Source organism: Actinomyces gerencseriae DSM 6844, assembly GCF_000429265.1.
Classification (GTDB): domain Bacteria; phylum Actinomycetota; class Actinomycetes; order Actinomycetales; family Actinomycetaceae; genus Actinomyces; species Actinomyces gerencseriae.
Genome location: NZ_KE386871.1, coordinates 163,641 through 187,151, shown reverse-complemented (window position 1 = coordinate 187,151; position 23,511 = coordinate 163,641). Strand labels below are relative to the sequence as shown.

Annotated in this window: 16 protein-coding genes and 1 pseudogene; 3 read left to right on the top strand and 14 right to left on the bottom strand. The window is 73.6% G+C overall.

All coding sequences use genetic code 11. From position 1 onward, the window contains the following. Positions 1–20: 20 nt before the first annotated feature. Positions 21–842 (bottom strand): annotated as a pseudogene (locus tag G448_RS17700) (ABC transporter ATP-binding protein); the annotation flags it as partial. Positions 843–848: 6 nt separating this feature from the next. Beyond that, the gene (locus G448_RS0110335) at positions 849–1,907 is read right to left on the bottom strand and encodes an ABC transporter substrate-binding protein (RefSeq protein WP_026407906.1); all 1,059 of its coding nucleotides are present in this window, start codon (positions 1,905–1,907) and stop codon (positions 849–851) included. Positions 1,908–2,073: 166 nt separating this feature from the next. On the opposite strand from G448_RS0110335, the gene G448_RS16235 reads away from it, so the two are divergent. Together G448_RS16235 and G448_RS0110325 are read left to right on the top strand one after the other, a co-directional pair. Beyond that, positions 2,074–3,111 (top strand): FecCD family ABC transporter permease, encoded by a 1,038-nt coding sequence (locus G448_RS16235; protein WP_084436655.1) that lies wholly within the window; start codon positions 2,074–2,076, stop codon positions 3,109–3,111. Positions 3,112–3,171: 60 nt separating this feature from the next. Further along, on the top strand, positions 3,172–4,347 hold the full coding sequence (locus tag G448_RS0110325) for a FecCD family ABC transporter permease (protein WP_026407905.1): 1,176 nt from the start codon (positions 3,172–3,174) through the stop codon (positions 4,345–4,347). Between the two features lie 27 nt (positions 4,348–4,374). On the opposite strand, the gene modB is transcribed toward G448_RS0110325, so the two are convergent. The 7 genes from modB to G448_RS0110290 all read right to left on the bottom strand — a co-directional run bounded on the left by modB (position 4,375) and on the right by G448_RS0110290 (position 16,265). Beyond that, positions 4,375–6,450, bottom strand: a complete 2,076-nt coding sequence (modB, locus tag G448_RS0110320) for a molybdate ABC transporter permease subunit (protein ID WP_034495163.1) — start codon at positions 6,448–6,450, stop codon at positions 4,375–4,377. Between the two features lie 220 nt (positions 6,451–6,670). Next, entirely contained in the window at positions 6,671–7,540 is an 870-nt protein-coding gene (gene modA, locus G448_RS16230) for a molybdate ABC transporter substrate-binding protein (protein ID WP_034495048.1), read from the bottom strand. 305 nt (positions 7,541–7,845) lie between these two features. Then, positions 7,846–8,640, bottom strand: a complete 795-nt coding sequence (gene narI, locus G448_RS0110310; RefSeq protein ID WP_026407903.1) for a respiratory nitrate reductase subunit gamma — start codon at positions 8,638–8,640, stop codon at positions 7,846–7,848. Further along, on the bottom strand, positions 8,637–9,425 hold the full coding sequence (gene narJ / locus G448_RS0110305; RefSeq protein ID WP_026407902.1) for a nitrate reductase molybdenum cofactor assembly chaperone: 789 nt from the start codon (positions 9,423–9,425) through the stop codon (positions 8,637–8,639). Before narJ ends, narI begins: the two co-directional genes overlap by 4 nt. 24 nt (positions 9,426–9,449) lie before the next feature. After that, positions 9,450–11,069 (bottom strand): nitrate reductase subunit beta, encoded by a 1,620-nt coding sequence (gene narH / locus G448_RS16225; protein ID WP_051268907.1) that lies wholly within the window; start codon positions 11,067–11,069, stop codon positions 9,450–9,452. Then, a complete protein-coding gene (locus G448_RS0110295) occupies positions 11,069–14,830 on the bottom strand; it encodes a nitrate reductase subunit alpha (RefSeq protein ID WP_026407901.1) in 3,762 nt (1,253 codons plus the stop codon). Before G448_RS0110295 ends, narH begins: the two co-directional genes overlap by 1 nt. An 88-nt stretch (positions 14,831–14,918) precedes the next feature. After that, positions 14,919–16,265 (bottom strand): MFS transporter, encoded by a 1,347-nt coding sequence (locus G448_RS0110290; protein WP_084436653.1) that lies wholly within the window; start codon positions 16,263–16,265, stop codon positions 14,919–14,921. A gap of 279 nt (positions 16,266–16,544) precedes the next feature. Here G448_RS0110290 and G448_RS0110285 point away from each other — a divergent pair, with 279 nt between their 5' ends. After that, positions 16,545–17,141 (top strand): MogA/MoaB family molybdenum cofactor biosynthesis protein, encoded by a 597-nt coding sequence (locus tag G448_RS0110285; protein WP_084436651.1) that lies wholly within the window; start codon positions 16,545–16,547, stop codon positions 17,139–17,141. 136 nt (positions 17,142–17,277) lie between these two features. Here G448_RS0110285 and mobA read toward each other — a convergent pair whose 3' ends face one another. Genes mobA through arc form a run of 5 tightly spaced genes read right to left on the bottom strand, consistent with a single transcriptional unit; the run spans position 17,278 to position 23,225 of the window. Continuing rightward, a complete protein-coding gene (mobA, locus tag G448_RS0110280) occupies positions 17,278–18,117 on the bottom strand; it encodes a molybdenum cofactor guanylyltransferase (RefSeq protein WP_245572288.1) in 840 nt (279 codons plus the stop codon). Further along, positions 18,114–19,613 (bottom strand): proteasome accessory factor PafA2 family protein, encoded by a 1,500-nt coding sequence (locus G448_RS0110275; protein ID WP_026407897.1) that lies wholly within the window; start codon positions 19,611–19,613, stop codon positions 18,114–18,116. The genes mobA and G448_RS0110275 overlap by 4 nt, the downstream gene beginning before the upstream one ends. After that, on the bottom strand, positions 19,610–19,795 hold the full coding sequence (locus tag G448_RS0110270; RefSeq protein WP_026407896.1) for a ubiquitin-like protein Pup: 186 nt from the start codon (positions 19,793–19,795) through the stop codon (positions 19,610–19,612). Before G448_RS0110270 ends, G448_RS0110275 begins: the two co-directional genes overlap by 4 nt. A gap of 56 nt (positions 19,796–19,851) precedes the next feature. Then, positions 19,852–21,681 carry a proteasome accessory factor PafA2 family protein gene (locus G448_RS16220; RefSeq protein WP_034495046.1) on the bottom strand — a complete coding sequence of 610 codons (1,830 nt, stop codon included), beginning with the start codon at positions 21,679–21,681 and terminating at the stop codon, positions 19,852–19,854. Beyond that, positions 21,678–23,225: a proteasome ATPase gene (gene arc, locus G448_RS0110260; protein ID WP_425393660.1), complete on the bottom strand. Its 1,548-nt coding sequence runs from the start codon at positions 23,223–23,225 to the stop codon at positions 21,678–21,680. Before arc ends, G448_RS16220 begins: the two co-directional genes overlap by 4 nt. Between the last annotated feature and the right edge of the window lie 286 nt (positions 23,226–23,511).

Genomic DNA, 23,511 nt, shown 5'->3' with positions numbered 1-23,511 from the left:
CTATCAGCCGAAGCCCCGATCGTCCCGCGCGGCCGGGGCAGGACCAGAAGGGTGCCGGTGAGGGGATCGGCGATGATCTCCACCGGCAGGCCGAAGACGTCCTCCACCAGCTCGGCGGTGATCACGTCCTCGGGGGCGCCGTGGGCCAGGATGGCGCCCGCGCGCATGGCGATGATCTCGTCGCCGTACCGGCAGGCCTGGTTCAGGTCGTGGAGCACCGCCACGATCGTGGTTCCCAGGTCGGTGTTGAGCTCGTGGAACAGCTCCAGGACGTCGACCTGGTGGACCAGGTCCAGATAGGTGGTGGGCTCGTCCAGCAGGAGGACGCCGGTGCGCTGGGCCAGAGCCATCGCGATCCACACGCGCTGGCGCTGCCCGCCGGACAGGGATGCGACCCGGCGGGTCGCCAGGGCGCTCACATCGGTGCGCTCCATCGCCTCGCTGACCGCCTCGTCGTCACGGGCGGACCACTGGTGCAGGATCGACTGGTGGGGGTAGCGCCCGCGCGCCACCAGCTCGTGCACGGTGATGCCGGGCGGCGCGATCGACGACTGCGCCAGCATGCCCACGCGCCGCGCCACCTGCTTGGGGGACAGGGTCGCGATGTCGCGGCCGTCGAGGACCACCCGCCCCGAGCCGGGGGAGAGGACTCGGCTCAGGGCCCGCAGCAGCGTGGACTTCCCGCAGGCGTTGGGGCCCACGATCATCGTCACCGCGCCCGGCGTGATCGCCGTGCTCAGGTTCTCGATGACGGGGTGGGCCGGGTGGTAGGCCAGGCGGATGCCCTGGGCGCTCAGTCCTGTCGGGGCGCTCCGGGGGTCCGGCGGGGGCGCCGGGGGCACGACCGGCTACCCCTTCACCGTCTCGGAGACCGTCGTGAGCACCGTGCGGGCCGCCGTCGGGCCCGCGTTGAGGAAGAAGGGATCGTCATCGACCTGGACCGCGCGGTTCTCGGAGACGGCCGTCAGCGTGGGCCACAGGTCCATGGAGGTCAGCGCGGAGGCCTGTCCGCCCTGGACCCCGTAGAGGAGCCAGTCGCCGTCGGCCTGGTCGAGCTTCTCGGCGGAGACGTCCTGGGAGACGTCGTCGGTGAATCGCTGGCTCTCGGGGCGGGCCGCGCCCATGTCGGCCAGGACCGAGCCGGCGAAGGAGATGGCCCCGAAGATGCGTATGCGGTCCCCGTCCCTGCGCAGCAGGGAGATCGTGGCCGCCCTGTCGATGGACCGCCCGGCCTCGGCCGCGTCGGTGTGGAAGGCGTCCAGCCAGGCCTGGGCGGTGCCCGGCTTGCCCAGTGCGTCCGCCATGAGCAGGTAGTCCTGCTTCCAGTTGGTGCCTCTGCCCTGTGTGGCCACCGTGGGGGCGATGTTGGACAGGGAGGTGTAGAGGGAGGCCGCGTCCTTGCCGGAGCTGTTCATGAGGATGAGATCGGGGGAGAGGTTGGCGATCGCCTCGACGTCGGGAGCCGTGCGCTTGCCGACGTTCGTCATCGAGGACAGGGCGTCGGCGTGCTGCGGAAAGGCCTCGGCGAGGTAGTCCGGGACCAACTCGGCGCCGTCTCCGGCCGTGGAGCCCACCGGGACGAGCTCCAGGGCGAGGGCGGCGTCGAGCTGACCGGTACCGGTGATGACCACCTTGGTGGGGGCCGCCTTGAGCTCCGTGCTGCCCTGGAAGTGCACGACCGTGCGGGGGAAGACGCCGTCCCCCTGGCCCGAGCCCATGCCGTCGGGGACGCCCGTCGGAACCGAGGGGGCGCCGTCGTCGGCGGCCCGGGAGGGATCCGCGGAGCCGGACGACGCGCCACCGGCGCCCCCGGAGGAGCAGGCGGCCAGGATCGGCGCGGTGGCGGCCAGACCCGCCAGGGACAGGACGGAACGGCGAGTGCAGCGACGGCTGCGGAACATGATCATACGCTGAGGCTAACCTCAGGTGTACCGTTCTCATCAAGAATACATCCGGAGGAGGTGGGGAGAAAGTGGTCAAGATCGCGTCCGGGGCGCCCCGCCGGGGCGTCCGGGAGAGCCGTCGAGAACCGCTGCGGGACGTCCGCGGTGATGAGGGCGGTGATGCGGGGTGATGAGGATGGGTCGTGCGAGCGCGTCCCTCGGCGGGCCCGGAGCCGGTGCGCGCACCGCCGGCGCATTGCTGATATGCCTGGTTCTGCTGGCTCTGCTGGGGCTGGTCAGCCTCGCCGTCGGCTCCCGCGGCCTGACTCTGGGCGAGGCCTGGAGCGGCCTGGTGGGCCCCGGACGGGGAACCGTCGACTCCGTCATCGTCTGGCGACTGCGCATGCCTCGCACCGTCCTGGCCATCGCCGTCGGGGCCTGTCTGGCCGTGGCCGGCGTCGTCATGCAGGCCCTGACGCGCAATCCGCTGGCGGAGCCCGGAATACTCGGCGTCAATGCGGGCGCCTCCCTGGCCGTGGTGCTGTCCATCACCGCACTGGGAGTCGCCGATGTGCGCGGCCACCTCTGGTTCGCCTTCGCGGGCGCCGCCCTCGCCGCCATCCTGGTCCATCTCATGGCCCGGCGCAGCGCCGACGCCGGCCCCTCCCGCCTCGTGCTGGCGGGGGTGGCCCTGGGCGCCAGCCTCCACGCCATCACCGGCACCATCACCATGTACGACACCAGGGCCTTCGACTCCTACCGCTTCTGGGTGGTGGGCTCCCTCGAGGAGCGCGATGCGGGCCTGCTGGCGCGGGTCTGGCCCTTCCTCGCCGTCGGCCTGCTGCTGGCCCTGGTCTCGGGACTGACCCTCAACGCGCTGGCCCTGGGGGAGGAGCAGGCGAGGGCCCTGGGCGTCAGTCCCGCACGCGCGCGCCTGCTCGCCCTGGTCGCCATCACGCTCCTGTGCGGCGCATCGACGGCCGCCGTCGGCCCCATCTCCTTCGTCGGACTGGTGGTGCCCCAGGTGCTGCGCCTGGCGCTGGGCGCGGACCAGCGGCGGCTGCTGACGGCCTCCCTCGTCGCCGGGCCGGTCCTGCTTCTGGCCGCCGACATCACGGGGAGGCTCCTCATCCGTCCCGATGAGTTGGAGGCCGGGGTCGTCACCGCCTTCATCGGCGGCCCCGTGCTGCTCGCCATGGTGATCCGTCGCACAGGAGTGGGGACGTGATGAGCCCGGGCCCGCGGGGCTCCCGGCCGCCGCGGCGCAGGGTCTCGGTCATCGCAGACGATGAGCCCGGGCCCGCGGGGCTCCCGGGAGCGGCGGGAGCCCCGGGGCTCCGGCGGGGCGGCCGTCGGCGCCGGTCCCCCCGCCGGCCCTCACCGCCAGGGCCCGCCGGCCTCCCAGCAGCGCCTGGCCCTGGGGTCCGGACGCGCCCTCCTGCTCCACCGTCGGGCCCTCGTGGCGACCGTCCTCCTGGTGGCGGCGGCCCTGGCCGTCGTGATCGTGACGGTTCTCACCGGGACCTACGAGATCTCCCCCGTCGACGCCCTGCGCGTCCTGGGCGGTCAGGGCACTGACGGTCCCGCTGGTGCCACGGACCGCTTCATCGTGATCGACCAGCGCCTGCCGCGGGCGACCGCGGCCGTGCTCGTGGGGGCGATGCTGGCGCTGTCCGGCGCCATCTTCCAGAGTCTGTCCCGCAACCCTCTGGGCAGCCCCGACATCGTCGGCTTCACCACCGGCGCCTCCACCGGGGGGCTGGTGGTCATCCTCCTGAGCACCGCCTCCACCACTCTTCAGATCGCCACGGGCACGATCCTGGGCGGGTTCGCCACCGCGGCCGCCGTCGTCCTGGTGGCGCTGCGGCGCGGCATCGGAGGGGAGGCCCTGGTGCTGGCGGGCATCGCCCTGTCCGAGGTGCTGTCGGCCACCAACGACTACCTGGTCTCGCGGGCCACCATCCAGGACGCCGAGGTGGCCAAGGCCTGGCAGTACGGCTCGCTCAACGCCATCACGTGGGCCCAGGTGCGCCCGCTGGCGCTGGCGGCGGCGGTGCTCGTGCCCCCGGTCGTCCGGCTCGCGCGGCCCGCCGGCGTCCTGGAGCTCGGCGATGACGCCGCCACCAGCCTGGGACTGAGCACTGTCCGGGTGCGCGGGGCCATGCTCGGCTACGGCGTCGTGCTCGCCGCCGTGTGCGTGGCCGTGTCCGGGCCGATCGGCTTCCTGGCCCTGGCGGCCCCGCAGCTGGCGCGGCGGGTGAGTCGGGCCGCCGGAATCACCATGGTGGCCTCGGCGGCCATGGGCGCCTTCGTCCTGGCCGGGGCCGACCTGCTGGCGCAGCGCCTGCTCGCCCCCTTCCAGATCCCGGTGGGGCTGCTCAGCGCGGCCTGCGGCGGGATGTACCTCGTCTGGCTGCTCGTGATCCCCTCCGAGCGCCCGGGGCGACTGGGCGGGGGCGACTGAGTCGACGGCCCGGCCGTCCGATCCGGTTCAGTCGGCGCCCGTCCGCCCGGCGGGGGCCCGTCCGCCCGGTCCGCGGCGGGGCAGGATGCGGACCGCGACGGCCTTGATGGCGCACCACAGCTCCTGGCCGACGTCGATGCCCATGTCGGCGACGGCGCCGGCCGTGACGGCCGCGCGGACGGCCTGGCCGCAGGCCAGTCGCACCTCCACGCTCACCAGGGCGCCGGCCCGCTCCACCCCGACGACCCGACCCGCCAGGACGTTGCGGGGGGAGCCCCGGGGCGGCCGCCGGTACAGGGCCACCGCGTCCGGCGGCACCAGGGCGATGCCGGGGGCGCCGGGGTCCGGTTCCCCGCGGGCCTCCCGCCCGGTGGTCCCGTCCTCGGCGGTGCTCATGCGGCCCCCGTCGCCGTCTCCCCCGTCCCGGGGGCGCCCGTGGATCGCCCCTCCCCCCGGCAGCGACAGCGCCGGGGCGAGGGCATCGCCGTCCAGACGCCCGGTCAGGACCCCGGTGCCGGTGAGTCCGGCGGCGAAGTCGGAGACCGGTTCGGCGAGCACGTCCGCCGCGGTCCCCCGCTCCGCCACTCGGCCGCCCTCCAGGACGACGACGTCGTCGGCCAGGGCTGTGATGTCCAGGACGTCGTGGGTGACCAGCAGGGTCGTGATCCCCCTCTCGGCGGTGCGGCGGGCGATCAGGGCGCGCATCTCCCGACGGGCGGTGACGTCCAGGGCCGACATCGGCTCGTCGAGGAGCAGTAGGCGCGGGGCGGTGACCAGGGCGCGCGCCAGGGCCACGCGGGCCGCCTGGCCCCCGGAGAGGGCACCGCCGGAGCGGGATGCCAGGTGCGCCGCTCCGACGGCGGCCAGCTCGGACCTGGCGCGGCTCCGGGCCGCCGAGCGACTCGCGCCCCGGCAGCGCAGAGCGAAGGCCACGTTGCTCAGGACCGACATGTGGGTGAAGACTCCCGGGTCCTGACCCAGCAGGGCCGCCTCGCGGCGGCCCGCGGGCACGAAGCTCTCGGGACCGTCCAGGACCCGCTCGCCGAGGACCACCCGGCCCTCCTCGGCATCCAGCAGGCCGGCCACCACCGCGCATACCGTGGACTTGCCCGAGCCGTTGGGGCCGATGAGGGCCATGGTGCGCCCGGCTCGGACGGAGAGGTCGACGGCGACGTCGCGCGCGCTCAGGCGGAATGAGACCCTCAGCTCTCGGCCGAGTCCGCCGCCCTCGTGCGCGAGTTCCGCGGGGGCGGTGGACTCGTCACGGGCGGATTCCCCCGTGCCTCCGGTCTTCCCGGTCTCCCTGGCCTCCTTCACGGCCGGCGCCGCGCCCCGGTCCGGACGGCGGTCGCCCGTCAGGGCGCTCCAGCGCACGTTGGTGGCCCCCACGACGAGGAGGGACAGGACGATGAGCAGCGTCGCCAGTGCCAGGGACACGGCCGTGTCGCTCTCCCTCTCCAGGTAGATCGCCAGCGGCATGGTGCGGGTGACGCCCTCCTTGGAACCGGCGAAGGCGATGGTCGCCCCGAACTCTCCCAGGCTCCGCCCCAGGGCGAGCGCCGTTCCGCGGACCAGTGCCGGTGCCGCCAGCGGCAGGGTGATGCGCGTCAGGATCCGCCACGGGCCCGCCCCCAGGGTGCGGGCGATGGTCTCGGCACGGGTGTCGCGACTGCGCAGCGCGGCCTCGAGGGTGACCACGAGGTAGGGCATGGACACGAAGACCTGGGCGATGACGACGGCTGCGGTCGTGAAGGGGATCTGCACGCCCAGGACCTCCAGGGCCCCTCCGAGCAGTCCCCGCCTGCCCAGGGTCGCCAGCAGGGCGATTCCCGCCACCACCGGTGGCATGGTCATCGGCAGCACGGCGAGCACGCGGCCCACTCGCACACCGGGCCACTGCCGCGCCAGCAGGAGCGCCAGCGGCACGCCGAGGCTCACTGAGACGGCGGTGGCGACCAGGCAGGTGCGCAGGGACAGGCCGAGCGCGCGGGTCGCCGACCGGGAGGCCAGCAGCGTCGGCAGCTCGGTCCAGGCCACGCGCGTGCCCAGGCCGACGAAGGGCAGGAGGATGACGCAGGCGCCCAGCGCCCCGAGCGCGAGCACGGGCAGCGGAAGGGGGGCTCGCGCGGCGCGCGAGCGGTTCCGGTGCTCGCCGGTGCGGGCGGGGGCGGGCCCGTGACCGGACCCGGCCGGGTCGGGGGAGGCGCGGAGTGTCACGTGGCGAAGCCTGTCATGTCGTGGGTCTCATCACGTCCGCGAGACCGCGTCCGGGCCGGGCACGGGTCCGGACGCGAGTCCCGCGACGGGGCGCGGGTCGGCCGCCTCAGCCGTTCTCGGTGGCTTCCTCGGCGGGCGCCGCCGCCGACGTCGGGGCGGCGGAGGAGTCGGAGGGGGCGCCGAAGCCGTACTTGGCCAGGATCTCCCGGCCCTTGTCGGACAGCACGAAGTCGACGAAGGCCCTTCCTCCGGCCGGGTTCGACGCGGAGGCGGTCGTGGCGATCGGATAGTGGTTGACGATGCCGTGATCGGGGATCGTGATCTCCTCCGTGCCCTTGGCGCTGGCGGCGTTCGTGGCGTAGACGATGCCGGCGTCGGCCTCGCCGGACTCGACCTTCTCCTGCACGCTGGAGACCTTGGTCTCCTCCGAGGCCGGATGGAGGGTGACGCCGGTGGCCTCCTCCATCTCCCTGGTGGCGGTGCCGCAGGGGACGCCGGCCTGGTCGTCGCAGATGACGAGGTTGACGCCCTCGGCGTTCAGGGACTCGTCGAAGCCGGTGATGCCGGCGGGATTGCCCTCGGGCACGATGATGCTCAGGACGTTGGTGGCGAACTCCCGCTGCTCGCCCACGAGCCCTCCGCCGGCGGCGTCGTCCATGGTCCTGGTGTCCGCGGTGGCCAGCACGTCGGCCGTCGAGCCCTCGGCCAGGTTGGAGACGAGGTCCTGGGAGCCCTGGAAGTCGAAGGTGACGGAGGATCCGGGGTTGGCCTCCTGGAAGGAGGTGCTGATCTCCTCGTAGGCCTTCTGCAGCGAGGCGGCCGCGAAGACAGTGATCTCACCGCTGACCGCGCCGGAGGCGGCGTCGTCGGAGGATGCCCCGGTGGAGCTCCGGGAGGGCGAGCCGCCGCAGGCCGCCAGTGAGATGGCGGATAGGAGGGCGACGACGGTGAGGGCTGCGCGGCGGCGGACGCGCATGAGCGGGTCCTTTCGTCAGGGGCTCCGTTGCGGGGGAGCCCGCCCCGGCCGACCGGGCGCTGGTCGGTGCCGACTCGGCGTCGGGCCGTGGATGCCATGGTCGGGTCATGGATAGTGGCTGGTCGGTCCAGGATCGCACGGTGCGGGCGGAGGGAGAAGACCATGATGTTGGGTGCCCGAAGATTGCGGCGGTTCGCAGCGCCCCACCGATGAGGGCGTCGCCGGACCGATCTCGAGCCGGAACTGGACCGATCTCGGCGCGGAACCGGACCGATCTCGGCGAGGAGGGGGCGTCCGCGGCGGGGTCAGGCCCCTTGCGAGGGGGCGACGTCGTCGGAGCCCTGGTTGCCGGTGCCCTGGGTGCGCACGGGCCCCCATCCGCGGCGCGGAGCGGTGGTCGCCGTCGCGCCCGTCCGCGAGCGGTAGACGACGTAGGGTCGGGTCACGTAGCCCAGGGGCGCGCTCACGACGTGGACCAGCCGGGTGAAGGGCCAGATGGCGAAGAGCAGCAGGCCGGCCACGATGTGCAGCTTGAACGCCGTCGGCACGTCCGCCATGAGTTCGGGCCGCGGGTTCAGCAGGAGGATCGAGCGGAACCACGGGCTGATGGTCTCGCGGTAGTCGTAGCCGCCGTGCAGACCCCCCAGCAGCTGGGTGGAGACCGTCGCCCACGCCCCCAGGCAGATCGGCACGAGCAGGAGGACGTACATGATCCTGTCGTTGGTCGTCGTCGCCAGGCGCACCGACTTGATCACGATGCGCCGGTAGAGCAGGCCGCCCAGACCCGTCAGCGTCATGACGCCGGCCAGCGTGCCGGGAACGACCGCCATGAGATGGTAGATGTGCTCGGGGATGCCGGCCGCCTCGGTCCAGGCCTTGGGGACCCCCAGGCCCATGCCGTGGCCGGCGGCCACGAGCAGGATGCCGAGATGGAACAGCGGGGAGGACCAGCGCAGGATCCGCGACTCGTTCCACTGGGAGGACCGGCTCGTCCAGCCGAACTGGTCGTTGCGGTAGCGCCACACCAGGCCGGCGCCCAGGAGGAGGAGCGATGCGTACGGCAGAGCGATCCACAGGACGTACTGCTCGAAGGCGCTCATGATCGGGGCTCCTGGGAGTTGCTCCGGGCGGGTGCCGCGGGAGGAACGGAATGGACGGGGTCGGCGGGGTTGGCGATGATGCCGGCCGCCGCGCCGATCGGAGCGACCGGCGCGGAGGGGAAGGGCAGCGTGTCGGTCACCCCGACGGTCTCGACGGGGGGCCCGGCCGCCACCAGCGCCCGTACCCGGTCGGCGGTGGCGGCGTCGATCTCGGGCAGGGTCATGGAGACCGCCTCCACGAGGCGGGAGTAGGGGGATCCGGCGTCGACGAGTGCGCTGCGCAGCACCTCGATGCCCTCGCGATGACTCGACAGCAGAGTCTGCGCGATCTCATCGCCGCTGCGCGCGGAGAGCTCCAGCACCACCGGCAGGTAGTCGGGCAGCTCGTCGGTCGTCAACTCGTAGCCGGCCGCCGCGAGCGCCTGCTTGAAGGCCAGCAGCGCCGCCCCGCGGTGACGGGTGTCGCCCACCGCGTAGTAGGTCAGGTACAGGCAGCAGCGCCGGCGCCGGTCGAAGGTCTCCACGTAGTGCTCCGCCAGGACGCGCTCCCCCCAGGAGCGGGCCGTGGCCATGAACTCCTCGACGGGGGCGGCCACCGCCGCGGGCGGGGCCTCGGGGCCGACCAGGGCGGCGGTGACCGCCTCCAGGCGCGCGCTCAGGGAGTCCTCGACCGGGTAGTCCAGCAGCAGGGACGCCGCCATGTGGGTCGTCGCCCGCTGGGAGGCCGTGAGCTCGACCCGCTCGGGGGCCGTCAGCGGACGCGGTGCTCGTACGAAGGGGGGCATGGAGATCATTCCGCGGGCCATGGATCAGCGGCCCCCGTCGGAGGAGCCCGCTTCGGACGGGCCCGGGCCCGCGGCCGGCACCGGCTCGCGGCGCACCGTTGGTATCGGCAGGAGCACCGGGGCGGAGCCCGGCCTCCCCTGGGAGGAGTGGAAGGAGGCGACGTCGGAGTGGCAGCCGGCCGGGGCGCCCTCGCCCAGCAGCGTGCGCGCGTCCTCGCCCATGGCCTCCATGCCGCGGGGGATCTCGGGCTTGGAGGTGGGGATGACGTACCGGTCGTCGTACTTGGCGATGGCCAGCAGGCGGTACATGGACTCCAGCTCCTCCCCGCTCATGCCGACGGAGGCGGCGATGGCCGGGTGGGCCCGGCGGCCCAGGCGCACCTCGCGCATGTGCGAGCGCATGGCGGCCAGGCGGCGCAGGGCGAGCTCGACCGGGCCCGTGTCCCCGGCCGTGAACAGCCCGGCGAGGTACTCCAGCGGGATGCGCATCTCGGAGACGGCCGTCAGCAGCACCCTGTGGTCCTCGCCGTCCAGGCCCGCGGCCGCGACCTCGTCGACGACCGGGCTCAGCGGCGGGATGTACCACACCATGGGCATGGTCCGGTACTCGGGGTGCAGCGGCAGGGCCACCTCGTAGGTCTCGATGAGGTCCCAGACGGGGGAGTCCCGGGCCGCGATGATCCAGGTCTCGGGGACGCCCTCGTCGCGAGCGGCCCTGATGACCTCGGGGTCACGCGGGTCCAGGAGGATCTCCCGCTGGGCCGCGTACAGGTCCTGCGGATCCTCGACGGCGGCGGCCTGCGAGACGCGATCGGCGTCGTAGAGCAGGACCCCCAGGTAGCGCAGACGGCCGACGCACGTCTCGGAGCAGACGGTCGGCTGACCGATCTCCAGACGCGGGTAGCACAGCGTGCACTTCTCGGCCTTGCCGGTGGCGTGGTTGAAGTAGACCTTCTTGTACGGGCAGGCCGACACGCACATGCGCCAGCCGCGGCAGGCGTCCTGATCCACCAGCACGATGCCGTCCTCCGCGCGCTTGTACATGGCCCCCGACGGGCAGGCCGACACGCAGGTCGGGTTGAGGCAGTGCTCGCAGATGCGCGGCAGGTAGAACATGAAGGTCTGGTCGATCCGGTGCTGCACCTTCTCGCCCATGCTCGTCAGGACCGGGTCCTCCGCCAGGGTCTCGGTGGATCCGCCCAGGTCGTCGTCCCAGTTCGGCCCCCAGGCGATGGTGGGCATGTACTCGCCCGTGAGCTGGGACCGCGCCCGGGCCACCGGGAGGGCGGGGGAGTCCCTGGGGGCCGAGAGCAGGCGGTCGTACTCGTAGGTCCACGGCTCGTAGTAGTCCTCGACGCCCGGCATGTCCGGGTTGGCGAAGATCCGGGCGAGGCGGCGCAGGCGCCCGCCGGAGCGGGGCACCAGGCGCCCGTTGCGGGTGCGGGTCCAGCCGCCCCTCCACCGCTCCTGGTCCTCCCAGCCCCTGGGGTAGCCGACGCCCGGGCGGGTCTCGACGTTGTTGAACCACATGTACTCGGTGCCCTCGCGATTCGTCCACGCCTGCTTGCACGTCACCGAGCAGGTGTGGCAGCCGATGCACTTGTCGAGGTTCATCACCATCGCGATCTGGGCCATCACCTTCATCAGAAGGTCACCTCCTGGTTGCTGCGACGACGGATGAGGGTGACCTCGTCGCGGTTGTTGCCGGTGGGGCCGATGTAGTTGAAGGCGTAGGACAGCTGCGCGTAGCCGCCCGCGAAGTGGCTCGGCTTGAGCACGATGCGGGTCAGCGAGTTGTGCGTGCCGCCCCGGCGCCCGCTGGACTCGGTCAGCGGGGTGTTCATGGTGCGCTCCTGGGCGTGGTGCATGAAGACGGTGCCCTCCGGGATGCGGTGGGAGACGATGGCGCGTGCCGCCACGACGCCGTTGCGGTTGCAGGCCTCGACCCACTCGTTGTCCCCGACCCCGATCTTGTCGGCGTCGGCCGGGCTCATCCAGATGGTCTGGCCGCCGCGGCCCAGGGTGAGCATGTGGAGGTTGTCGTAGTACTGGGAGTGGATCGCCCACTTGTTGTGGACCGTCAGATAGCGCACCGCCACCTGCGCGGTGCCGGCCCGCGAGGTGGACACCGATCCCGGCGCGGCCTCGCCGTACAGGGAGGCGAAGTCCAGCGGCGGCCGGAAGACGGGAAGGGACTCGCCCATGTCCCGCATCCAGTCGTGGTCGAGGTAGTAGTGCATGCGGCCGGTCAGGGTGTGCCACGGCTTGGCGTGCTCGACGTTGACGACGAAGGCGCTGTAGCGCCGGCCCCCGTGCTCGGATCCCGACCACTCGGGCGTGGTGATGACCGGCTGCGGCCTGATCCGGGTGTCGGCGAAGGTGATCCGCCTGCCGGCCTCCTCCTCGCTCAGCTCGATCAGCGGGGTGCCCGTGCGCTTGGACAGCGTCCTCCATCCCTGGGTGGCCAGGCGGCCGTTGGTCGCGCCGGACATGCGCATGACGGCGTCGCCGGCTCTGATCGGCGTGTCGATGAGCGGGCGGTCCGCTCCCGCCCCACGACCGGTGCCGTGGGCGCGGCGCAGCTCGTCCATCTCCTCGTCGGCGACGAGCATGATGCCCTTGGCCGGGATGCCCGGCTTCTCCACCAGTGGTCCGATCGTGTCGAACTTGTTGAGGATCTGGGTGTAGTCGCGCTCGACGGCCACGAGCCGGGGCATGGTCACCCCCGGTACCCACCGCTGCGGGAGCGAGGAGACGTCCCCGTGCGCCATGGTCATGGCGTCGGGGGTGTCGTGGGTCAGCGGCACGGCGATGACGTCGGTCTGGGCGCCCAGGTACTGCGGTGCCCAGGCGCTGACCATGGCGGCGAGCCGGCGGTAGATGTCGAAGTCGCTGCGGGCCTCCCAGGGCGGGTCGATGGCCGCGTTGAAGGAGTGGATGAAGGGGTGCATGTCCGTGGTGGACAGGTCGTACTTCTCGTACCAGGTGGCGGCCGGCAGGACGACGTCGGAGTGCAGCGTGGTGGAGGTGTTGCGGAAGTCGGCCGTCCACATGAGGTCGAGCTTGCCCTCGGGGGCCGGGTCCCGCCACGTCATGGAGGTCGGGCGGCGTCCGGGGGGAGTCTCGGCGGCATTGACGTCGCCCCCCGCGCCCACCATGTGACGCAGGAAGAACTCGGTGCCCTTGGCCGAGCTTCCCAGCAGGTTGGTGCGCCAGGACGCCAGGATGCGGGGGACGTTCTCCGGGGCGTCCGGATCCTCCGCCGCGAAGCGCAGCTCGCCGCGGGACAGCTGGTCGACGACGTAGTCCGCGGGGCTCATGCCGGCCTGCCTGGCCTGCTGGCCCAGCAGCAGGGGGCTGCGGTTGAACGTCGGGTAGGACGGGGTCCAGCCCCGCCTCATGGCCTCGACCATGGTGTCCGAGACCGTCTTGCCGGCGAGCGTCCCCGGCCCCAGCGGGGAGGCGAGGCGCTCCGCGGGGGTGTCGTCGTAGCGCCACTGATCGGTGGTCAGGTACCAGAAGCCGGTGGAGATCATCTGGCGGGCCGGCCGCTGCCAGTCCAGGGCGAAGGCGTACTGCGCCCAGCCGGCGATGGGCCGGACCTTCTCCTGGCCCACGTAATGGGCCCAGCCGCCGCCGTTGACCCCCTGGGTGCCGCACATGGACGTCAGCGCCAGGATCGCGCGGTAGATCTCATCGGCGTGGTAGTAGTGGTTGATGCCGGCGCCCATGAGGATCTGGGAGCGGCCCTTGGACTCGACGGCGTTGGTGGCGAACTCGCGGGCGACGCGGATCATGGCCGGCCCCGGCACGCCGGTGAGCTCGGCCGCCCACGCCGGGGTGCCGGGAGCGGTGGCGTCGTGGTAGTCCGCGGGCCACCGGCCCGGCAGGCCCGCCCGCTCCACGCCGTAGTCGGCCAGCAGCAGGTCGTAGACGGTGGTCACCAGACGGCCGTCGGGCAGGCGGGTGGCGGGCACGCCGCGGCGCATGACGCCGCCGCCCGCGCTGCCGGCGGGGGTGGTGGAGCCGGGCAGGTCGAAGCGGGGCAGCAGCACCTCGACGCCGTCGACGGGGACGGCGGTGGTCGCCAGCTCGGCGATGCTCATGATCGGGGCGACGTCCTCCATGAGGAGGTTCCACCTGCCCTCGCCCTCAGGGGTGAAGCGGTCGGCCAGGGTCCCGCCGGGGTCGGCCGGGCCGCGCTCGCGGTCCCACACCAGGGGGCGGAAGTCGTTCCGGGGCATCCCCTCGGCCGCGCCCGGAATGGAGTCGGCGGTGAGGAAGCGGCCGGGCACGTACCCGGTGCCGTCGGGCGAGGCGTCCAGCTCCAGCAGGAAGGGGGAGTCGGTGCAGCGGCGCATGTAGTCGATGAAGAACGGCTCGTGGCGGCCGACGTGGAACTCCTTGAGGATGACGTGCCCCATGGCCATCGCCATGGCGCCGTCGGTGCCCGGGGCCACGCGCAGCCACTGGTCGGCGAACTTGGTGTTGTCCGCGTAGTCGGGGGAGACCGCCACGACCTTCTGCCCGTGGTAGCGGGCCTCGGTCATGAAGTGGGCGTCGGGAGTGCGCGTCAGCGGCACGTTCGAGCCCCACATGATGAGGTACTGGGAGTTGTACCAGTCGCCCGCCTCGGGGACGTCGGTCTGGTCGCCGAAGACCTGCGGGCTGGCCGGGGGCAGGTCGGCGTACCAGTCGTAGAAGGACAGCATGGTGCCGCCGATGAGCTCGTGGAAGCGTCCTCCGGCGCCGTAGGAGAGCATGGACATGGCCGGGATGACGGAGAAGCCGGCGCAGCGGTCGGGGCCCCAGGTGCGGATCGTGTGGACGTAGGCGGCGGCGATGATCTCCATGGCGTCGTCCCAGCCCACGCGCACCATGCCGCCCCTGCCGCGGGCCGACTTGTAGGCCCGGGAGGTCGCGGGGTCGCCGGTGACCCGCGCCCAGGCGGCCACCGGGTCTCCGCCGTTGGCGGACTTCGCGGCGCGGAAGGCGTCCAGCAGGGCCGAGCGCACGTAGGGGTAGCGGATGCGGGTGGGGGAGTAGGTGTACCAGGAGAAGGCCGCGCCGCGCGGGCAGCCGCGGGGCTCGTACTCGGGCATGTCCGGGCCCGTGGTGGGGTAGTCGGTGATCTGCTTCTCCCAGGTGATGATGCCGTCGGTGACGTAGACCTCCCAGGCGCACGAGCCGGTGCAGTTGACCCCGTGGGTGGAGTGGACCATCTTGTCGTGGCTCCACCGGTGCCGGTAGAAGGCGTCCGCCTCGCGCCCGCCGGTCAGGAAGAGGCGCCGGGCGTCCGAGCTGGGTCGGCCCCGTCGCAGGTAGGAGCCCAGGGCGAGCAGGCCGGGGGCGCTCTCGACCCGCTCATCGGGTCCGGCGACCAGGGGGTCGTTGGAGGGGGTCATCGATGGTCCTTGAAGATGGCGGTGGGCCGACGGCCCGGGGCGGTTGCGGGTGGCGGGGCGCTGCGGGAGGCCCGCCGTCGTGCGCGGGTCAGCCCGGGAAGGGCGCGCCCGGGCGGGCGTAGCGGATCCAGCAGATGACGGCGCACAGGGCCGAGTAGGCGGCGCAGATCCAGAACCAGGCGGCGGCGTCCATCGCCGACAGGGCCGCGCCCACGAAGAAGGGGCCGAAGCAGGCCACGGCGGCCGTGAAGCCGATGGCGCCGCCCGCCTGGCGCTTGGGCATGATCATCGGCATCTGCTTGAAGGTGCCGGCGTTGCCGATGCCCGCGAAGAAGAACATGATGAGCATGGCCCACAGGAAGGGCGTGAAGGCGGACGGGTCGCTCGGGTGCAGGTAGAGCGCCGCCCAGCCCAGGGTGATGGCCATGCCCACGGCTGAGACGAAGGTCCAGAAGCCTCCCGACACCCTGTCGCACAGGGGCCCCCAGATCACGCGGACCAGCGAGCCGATGAGAGGGCCGAGGAAGGCGTAGGAGGCTCCCAGCGGCAGGTTCTGGTAGCCGGCCTGCGCCAGTGGGGAGGAGGCCCCGAAGGTGTTGTTGATCAGCAGGCCGAACTGGGCGGAGAAACCGGAGAACAGGCCGAAGGTCAGCACGTAGAGCATCGTCATGCACCACGTGTCGGCGTTGCCGAAGATGTCGATCTGCTGGCGGATGTTGGCCTTGACCGGGACGTCCTTGAGGAGCGTGAAGGCGAGCACGGTCGCCAGGATGGTCCAGGGCGCGAAGAAGATGGCGGCGTTGTGCACGAAGATCTCGTGGTCGCCCGCCTCGCGCTGCGGGGCGATGAAGGTGATGCCCAGCAGGCCGAAGCCCATGAGCCAGGGGCCGACGACCTGGATGATCGACATGCCCAGGTTGCCCAGGCCCGCCTGGACGTTGAGGGCGGTGCCCGACAGCCGCTTGGGGAAGAAGTAGCCGGTCGAGGGCATGTAGCCGGAGAACGTGCCCCCGCCGATGCCGCACAGGAAGGACAGGAGCAGCAGCACGGGGTAGGGGGTGGAGGTGTCCTGCACGGCGACGAACCAGCCGAGCATGGGGATGAGATAGAGCAGGGACGAGATGCCGATGAGCCTGCGGGTGCCCATGATCGGCGGCAGGAACATGTAGATCAGACGGATGAGCCCGCCGGACAGTCCCGGCATGGCCGTCAGCCAGTAGAGCTGGCCGGCCGTGAGGTCGAAGCCGATGAGCCTGAGCTTCGGGGCGATCGCCGAGACGAGGAAGAAGACGCAGAAGGCGATGACCATGGAGAAGGTCGTGATCGTCAGGGTTCTCCAGGCGATCCCGCGGTCCCAGCCCCCGGGCTCCTCCGGGTTCCAGCCGTTCAGGGTGCGGCCCGCGGTGTCGGGGCTGCTGGTGTCGGACTGACTCACTGCTGCTCCTGTCGATGAAGGGGAGGCGCCCGGGCCGCGTCGTCCGGCAGGCCCCGAGGCACCGGGGCATCCTCTTCGACGCTCGGAACAAGAATGACCCACGGGCCGTGGTGCGCGCCACGGCCGGTGCGAGGCCGCAGGGGGCGGGGGAATCCGGCGGAATCGGGGCCGCGGTTTGTCACGGTTCTCCTCTGGTTATAGAAAAGCGCGTGTGATCTATATGGGGATCCGCCCGTTGTCGCGGGCCGGTGCGCGGCCTTGCGCAGTTACGGTGGCTCCATGAGCCAGTTCCAGCCCCGACCCGTCTCTCCGCCCGAGCCCGAGCCCGAGTCCCAGCCCGGGTCCCGCCCCGCCCCCATCGTCCAGAAGTCCCTCCGGCCCTTGCCCGAGCCCGTCGCGGGCGCGGTCATCACCGTCTCCGATCGCTGCGCCGCCGGACAGCGCGAGGACGTCTCGGGACCACTGGCCGCCCGGCTCCTGGCCGAGCACGACGTCATCGTCGAGGCGGTGCGCGTCGTGCCCGACGGGGCCGAGCCGGTGCGCGAGGCCGTCCGGGAGGCCGTCGCCGCCGGTGCCCGGGTGGTGCTGACCACCGGAGGGACCGGGATCACGCCGCGCGATCTCACGCCGGAGGGCACCGCGCCCCTCCTCGCGGCCCGGATGGAGGGCCTCGAGGCGCAGATCCGCGCCCACGGGCTGACCAAGACGCCGCTGGCCGGCCTGTCGCGGGGCCTGGTGGGCGTCACGGGTCGCGACGACGCCGGCGCCCTCGTGGTCAACGCTCCCGGCTCGCGAGGCGGGGTCGAGGACACCGTGGCCGTCATCGGCCCGCTCGTGCCGCACGTCCTGGAGCAGCTCCGGGGCGGCGACCACTGAGGGGCCCTCCGGGGCGCCGCCGTGAGCGCGGCTGATGCGCCAGTGACATGCCGGTGACATGCCGGTGACATGCCGGTGACATGCTACTGAGGCGGCCGCCGGCCCGGCGGCCGGTCATCGGCGCTGCTCGGCCCGCTCACTCCCGGGCCCAGGCGCGGACCTCCTCCCAGGTGTCGAGATCGCGCGCCGCGGCGCGCAACTCGCCCAGGTCCACGTGCGCCACCGCCAGGCGCCCGAGGGCTCCGCGCACCGGGACGTCCCGCAGCGCCAGGCCGTCCGGCGCCACGCACCGGGTCAGCGCCGCTGTGCGGTAGACGCCGAGCAGGTACTGGACGTGGCCGCCCGCCAGGGCGCAGGCCCCGTCGCCGGGGCACCCGGGGCTCCCGACCGCCGCCATCAGGACGGGCAGGGCGCGCCAGGACTCGGGTGCGTCGCAGGTGATGACGGCGGTCAGCGCCGCCGGTCCGACCGATCCCGCCGGTCCGGGGGCCTCGGCCAGCCGCGCGAGGCCGGCGGCGATCCCGGCGACCGGGCCGCCCAGCGGCGGGTCCTCCAGCGCGCGCAGCACGCCGGGGGGCAGCGCCACCCGTTCGGGCGCCACGACGACGACGCGACCCGGCCTCGGGGCGCCGGCCCCCGAGGGCCCGGAGCGCCCGACCCGTCCTGCCGAACCCGCCGGACAGGACGACCGGGACGGCCCCGACAGCGCCGCCAGCCCGGTCAGGACGTGATCGAGCAGTCGGGCCCCGCGCGCGACGACGTCGGGCTTGGAGGCCCCGCCGAGCCTGCGCCCGGTCCCGCCCGCCAGCACGACGACATCAATGGCGCCGGCGGCATCGGCAGCACCGCCGGCATCGATGGTGCCGACGGCGTTGATGTCGTTGATGGCACTGATGGCGCCGGCGGCGCCGATCGCCTCCCCCTGCGGGAGGGGCGAGCCCTCCGCGTCGTCGCCCTCCTCGGCCTCCTCGCTCATGCGGGTCCCAGGGCGTCGATCTCGTCCAGGAGCGTCTCCACGTCCTCGCTCTCGGTGCGCAGCGGGTCCGGCAGATCGATCTGGGGGCGGGGCGGATCGTCCAGACGCACGTGCGCCCAACCGATGGAGGCGACCCTCCCGGTGCGCTCGCAGGCCGCGACCACGCGCCCGCGCAGCCCGGCCCGGGTCCCACGGGGCGGTCGGGCACGGGCCGCGGTCACCTCCTGCGGCGCCACGAGGGGCGTCATGAGCCCGGCGGAGGTCAGCGCCTCGCGCAGGCCGGCGTCCGCCGACAGGTCGTGGTAGGCCAGCTCGGCGCGCCGCACCCGCGCATCCCGCCAGCCGGCGGGGGCGCGCTCGGCGACCCGCGCCAGGACCCGGTGCTTGATCGCCCAGTCCAGCTCGGTGGCCACGGGCTCCGACTGCCCTGAGCGCAGGGCCCGCGCGCCCCGCCCCGCCAGGTCGAGCACGCGCGCGGTCAGCTCGTCGGTCTCGTCCGCGGGCAGGGCCGCCAGCCGCTCCAGGACGAGCTCCAGCAGCTCCGGGCAGGTGATGGCGCTGCGCCCGTCGGCTCGTTCGCAGGGCGTGTTCGGCTCCCGGTTCCACACGCGGGCGGCGCGCGCCGGGGCGGCCAGCTCGCATTCGGCCAGGCTCCACTCGCCGCGCTCGACCAGGGTCAGGGCGGCGTCCATCAGGACGACCTTGAGCGCGGTCGTCCAGGGACTGACCGCGGAGTCCGCGGCGACCACGTGCAGGCGGCGCCAGCGGCTCGCGTCGGCGTGCGGCTCGTCGCGGGTGTTGACGAAGGCGCGCTCGCGGGTGGGGTCGGCCGAGGTCGCGCCGTGGACGTGGTCGGCGCGCGCCGAGTAGCGCATGGGACCCAGCGGGTGATCAGCGCCGTCGGCGCCGTCAGCGCCGTCAGCGCCTCCGGCACCGGAGGCTCCGAGCGGGCCGGCGGTGCCGTTCCCGCCGTCCGCATCTGCCCGCCCGCCCCGGTCGATGGGCAGCGCCCCGGCGCCGGCGAGGATCTGGCGGGCCGCCAGCAGCCCCACCAGCCCGCCCATGGGCAGGGCCGCGTCGCGCCTGACCTGGTAGTTCTCGTGGCAGCCGAAGGTGGCGCCCCACGCGTCCGTGTTCGACTTGAGCAGGTGGATGCGCGCGCCGCGGGACTCCAGACGGGCGTTGGCGGTGCGGGTCATCGAGGCCAGCACCGCGTCGCCGGCCAGGTCCTGGGCCACCACGTCGGTCGTCCACACGCACTCCGGCCCCGCGTACTCCGGGTGCATGCCGACGTCGATGTACAGGCGCGCCCCCGCGGCGGTGAAGCGATGCGTTCCGCTGCGCGGGGAGGAGACGTCGCGGAAGACCTCCCGCACCGCCTCCTCGACGCTCAACGGCGCGCCGTCGCGGCCGGGGGCGAGGTGGGCGCTGGTGATCCCGTACTCGGTCTCGATCCCCACGGCGCGGTGCAGGCGCCCGGCGGGGGCAGGGCTCACTGGCCGCCCTTCTGCCGGAAGCTCTGCACGAAGGTCAGCGCGTTGACCTCCAGGACGTCGTCGATCCCGTCCAGGACCTCGTCCAGCCCCTGGGCCGCGGCGCTGGGCGCCACCGGCGCCGGGGCCGGCTCGGGCTCGGGGGCGTCCTCGCGCGAGACCTCCTTGTGGATGCGATCTGCCATGTCACTGCCTCCTTGTGCTGTCCCTGTGCTCGTTCCCGCACGTCACCGCGCCGAGCCTAGTGCGCGGCGCCGTCGTCGCCCACCGGCGCCGTGGCGGCGGACTCCCGGGGACCGGGGGTCCCCGGGGCGGAGTCGGCGTAGAAGCCCTCGTCCCAGGCGTAGGTGCGCGGCTCCTCGGGGATCTCGACTCCCAGCGCCTCCAGCGCCGAGACGAGACTCGCGCCCCGATCGTCGTCGGCCCCGCCCTCGGCGCCCCGGTCACCGCCCGCACCGCGCCCGAGGGCCCGCTCCGCCTCCGCCGCCGTCGGGTGGGTCGGGTCGGGCAGGCTCACCCGCAGCAGGTCGGTCCCGCCGGTGTCCACCACCAGGGAGGTCCAGCTCGCCGCCCACACCCGGTCGGGGAAGGCCCGCAGGAACGCGGCCCGCCCACCGGCCCGGGTATCGGCGGGAGCCCGCTCGACCGCGGCGCGCACCGCCTGATCGTCCACGACCCGGCGCACCGAGCCCGCCCGCTCCAGGGCGGCCGCGAGCGAGGTCGCAGGATCGACGACGCCGAGCTGCAGGTCGGCGGCCCGGATACGGGGGTCGTCCCAGCCGCAGCCGTAACGGGCGCGCAGGCGCTCCAGCACCGCCAGCTTGGCGCACCACTCCACCAGGTGCGCGGCCCGCAGCGGGGAGCGCTCCAGGGCGTCGAGGGCCTCGCCCCACAGCGCCAGGAGCTCGGCGGTCTCCTCGTCGGGCCCCTCGGACGCGCCATCCGCCGCCCCGTCCGGTCGGGCGGCGGCGCGGATCTCCGTGAGGAAGGCGCGCTGGACCTCCAGCGCGCTCGCCGCGCCCCCGGCCGCCAGGTCGCAGCGCACCCGCAGATCGGGGTCGTGGGAGAAGGCGCGCAGTGCGCCGACCGGGTCGGCGAAGGCGAAGCGCTCGGCCAGGGCGCGCGCCCGCTCCGGATGCTCCTCGATCAGGGACAGCAGCGCCGCCATGGAGCCGGTGCGCAGCAGGCCCGTGATCGCCAGGTTCGAGGAGTCGGCGGTGATGACGTGCAGGCGGCGCCAGAGGCCCGCGTCGGCGTGCGGCTCGTCGCGGGTGTTGACGATGGGGCGCTCGCGGGTGGTGTAGAGCGAGACCTCCTGCTCGACGTAGTCGGCGCGCGCGAAGACCTGGAAGCCGGGCGTGAGCCCATCGGGGCCGATGCCGACCCGCCCGGAGCCGCCGATGACCTGCCGGGTGACTAAGAAGGGCAGGATGACGGAGGTGAGCAGCTCCCAGGGCACGGAGCGGCGCACCGCGTAGGACTCGTGGGCGCCCCAGGCGGCGCCGTGACCGTCGGTGTTGTTCTTGATGACCTGGATCCGCGAGCCGCGCCGGCGGCCCAGGGCGGTCTCGGCACGGTGCATGAGCAGATCGCCGGCCTTGTCGTACAGAACCGCCTCGCGGGGGCCGAGGGCCTCGGGGGAGGCGTACTCGGGATGGGTGTGGTCCACGTAGAGCCGGGCCCCGTTGACGGCGTGGCTGGCCGAGCCCCGGTAGTAATGCGCCTCGAAGGGCGCCACCCGTTTGACCCAGCGCGTGGGCGAGCCGGTCAGGACCGCCCCCGCCTCCCTGTCCGTGCGAGCCTCGGGGGCCAGGTCGTGGTCGGCGCCGTCGCGCGCGTCCCTGGTGGGCAGCTCGCCGGAGTAGTCGAAGCGGCAGCCGGCGCCGGCCAGCAGCTCCCGGCCGGCGTCGGCCGGCACGTGGTCCGTGGACGGCGCGCCGCCGGCGGCCGCCTCGCGCGCGTAGGCGAACAGCAGGGCGCGGGCCAGTCGGTCGGGGTCGGCGCTCGGGTCGTCGCGGTCGATGAGGGCGTACTCGGTCTCCACGCCCATGATCCTGCGCACGGTGATCATCCGGTCTCCTTCCCGCGGGCCGGGGCGAGTGCGATGACGGGGTCGGCGCGCCGCCCGCGCCCGATGACGCGCGCCCATTCCTCGGGGTCGGAGGCGCCGGGCAGCTCGGCGGACTCGGCCACCTCGGCGTGCAGGGCGTCCAGGAGATGAGCGGTCGTCAGACCGCGGCGGCCCGCCAGGGCGTCCTTGACGGCGGAGGCCTTGGCGCGCTCGACGACCGAGGCGATCATGGCCCCGGAGACCAGGTCGGCCAGGTGCCAGGTCTCGACCGCCCCCGAGCGCCGGTGGACCTCCAGGACCGCGGTGCTCGGGCTGCGGGAGAACAGTCCGTCCAGCAGCGCCTCGCCCATGGCCCGCACGGCACCGCCCGCCGATCCGGCGGCGGCGAGCTCGTCGGGGTGGAGAGGCAGGTCCTCGGTGAGGTAGCGCTCCAGGATCTGGCGGCTCGCCTCGCGGTCGGGCCGGTCGATGCGGATGCGCACGTCGAGGCGACCGGGTCGCAGGATCGCCGGGTCGATCATGTCCTCGCGGTTGGAGGCGCCGATGACGATGACGTTGCGCATCTCCTCCACGCCGTCGATCTCGGCGAGCAGCTGGGGGACCACCGTGGTCTCGACGTCGCTGGACACCCCCGTGCCGCGGGTGCGGAACAGGGACTCCATCTCGTCGAAGAAGACGACCACGGGGATGCCGCGGACCGCCTTGTCGCGGGCGCGGGTGAAGATGAGGCGGATGCGCCGCTCGGTCTCCCCGACGTACTTGTCCAGCAGCTGGGGGCCCTTGATGTTGAGGAAGTGGGTGCGCTGGCCGGTGGTGCGCGCCAGGGACGTGGCCACGGCCCTGGCGATGAGGGTCTTGCCGACCCCCGGCGGGCCGTAGAGCAGCAGGCCCCGCGGCGGGCGCAGGCGGTGCTCGACGTAGAGCTCGGGGTGGGCCATGGGCAGCTCGATGGCGTCGCGGATGCGCTCGATGGTCGCGTCCAGACCGCCGATCATCTCCCAGGAGGTGTCGGGGGAGTCGTCCAGGAGGAGGTCCTCGACCTCGCGGCGGGCGACGCGGCGCAGGGCGACGCCGTCCTTGAGATCGGCCATGAGGGCGTCGCCGGGACGCAGGCGGATGGAGAGCAGGCCGGGGGACAGGCGCAGGACGCGGGTGTCCTCGCTGCGCACGGCGACCAGGACGTGGCGCTCGTCCAGGAGCTGCTCGACGCTGACGAGCTCGCCGACGTCGTTCGGCTCGGCGGTGGCCACCGCGTTGAGGCGCTCGTCCAGGACGAGGGCGGTGCCGGGCTCCAGGCCTCCCAGGGGCAGGGCGGACGACGCCGTCACCCGCATCCGCCTGCCCGCCACGATGACGTCGATGGTGCGGGCCATGGCGTCGACGACGCCCGCATGCGTGGCGAAGGAGAGCGGGGGCGCGGTCAGGCGCTCGATCTCCTCCTGGGCGGCGGCCAGCTCCCGGCGCGCCGACGCCAGGGCGCGGGCCAGGCTGCGGTTCTTGCGCACCAGGACGTCGGTGTCGGGCGCGATGGGATCGGGCGCCACGGGTCCACCGGCCCCGGCGGCCCTGGTGCTCGGGGGAGCGGAGTCCGCGGTCTCGGCGGCGGTCGGGTCCGCGACGCCGGAGGCGCCCCCGGTGTCGCGCGGCCGCGCACGCGCGACGGTGCCCTCATCCACGTCCTGCTCCTTCGCCTCGGCGGGGTCCGGCGGCCGACCGGAACCCGGAGTGGCACGCCTGTACCAGAACGAGGTTAGCGCGTTCGCGCGCGCGGCAACAGGGGAGGGCGGCGCGGAGCCGGTCGAGCCCGGCGGATTCCGCCGATGACGGGAG

Coding starts and splice junctions, on each gene's coding strand:
- G448_RS0110335 (WP_026407906.1), bottom strand. CDS start 1,907: ATGATCATGTTCCGCAGCCGTCGCTGCACTCGCCGTTCCGTCCTGTCC.
- G448_RS16235 (WP_084436655.1), top strand. CDS start 2,074: ATGAGGATGGGTCGTGCGAGCGCGTCCCTCGGCGGGCCCGGAGCCGGT.
- G448_RS0110325 (WP_026407905.1), top strand. CDS start 3,172: ATGAGCCCGGGCCCGCGGGGCTCCCGGGAGCGGCGGGAGCCCCGGGGC.
- modA (WP_034495048.1), bottom strand. CDS start 7,540: ATGCGCGTCCGCCGCCGCGCAGCCCTCACCGTCGTCGCCCTCCTATCC.
- narI (WP_026407903.1), bottom strand. CDS start 8,640: ATGAGCGCCTTCGAGCAGTACGTCCTGTGGATCGCTCTGCCGTACGCA.
- narJ (WP_026407902.1), bottom strand. CDS start 9,425: ATGCCCCCCTTCGTACGAGCACCGCGTCCGCTGACGGCCCCCGAGCGG.
- narH (WP_051268907.1), bottom strand. CDS start 11,069: ATGAAGGTGATGGCCCAGATCGCGATGGTGATGAACCTCGACAAGTGC.
- G448_RS0110295 (WP_026407901.1), bottom strand. CDS start 14,830: ATGACCCCCTCCAACGACCCCCTGGTCGCCGGACCCGATGAGCGGGTC.
- G448_RS0110285 (WP_084436651.1), top strand. CDS start 16,545: ATGAGCCAGTTCCAGCCCCGACCCGTCTCTCCGCCCGAGCCCGAGCCC.
- mobA (WP_245572288.1), bottom strand. CDS start 18,117: ATGAGCGAGGAGGCCGAGGAGGGCGACGACGCGGAGGGCTCGCCCCTC.
- G448_RS0110270 (WP_026407896.1), bottom strand. CDS start 19,795: ATGGCAGATCGCATCCACAAGGAGGTCTCGCGCGAGGACGCCCCCGAG.
- G448_RS16220 (WP_034495046.1), bottom strand. CDS start 21,681: ATGATCACCGTGCGCAGGATCATGGGCGTGGAGACCGAGTACGCCCTC.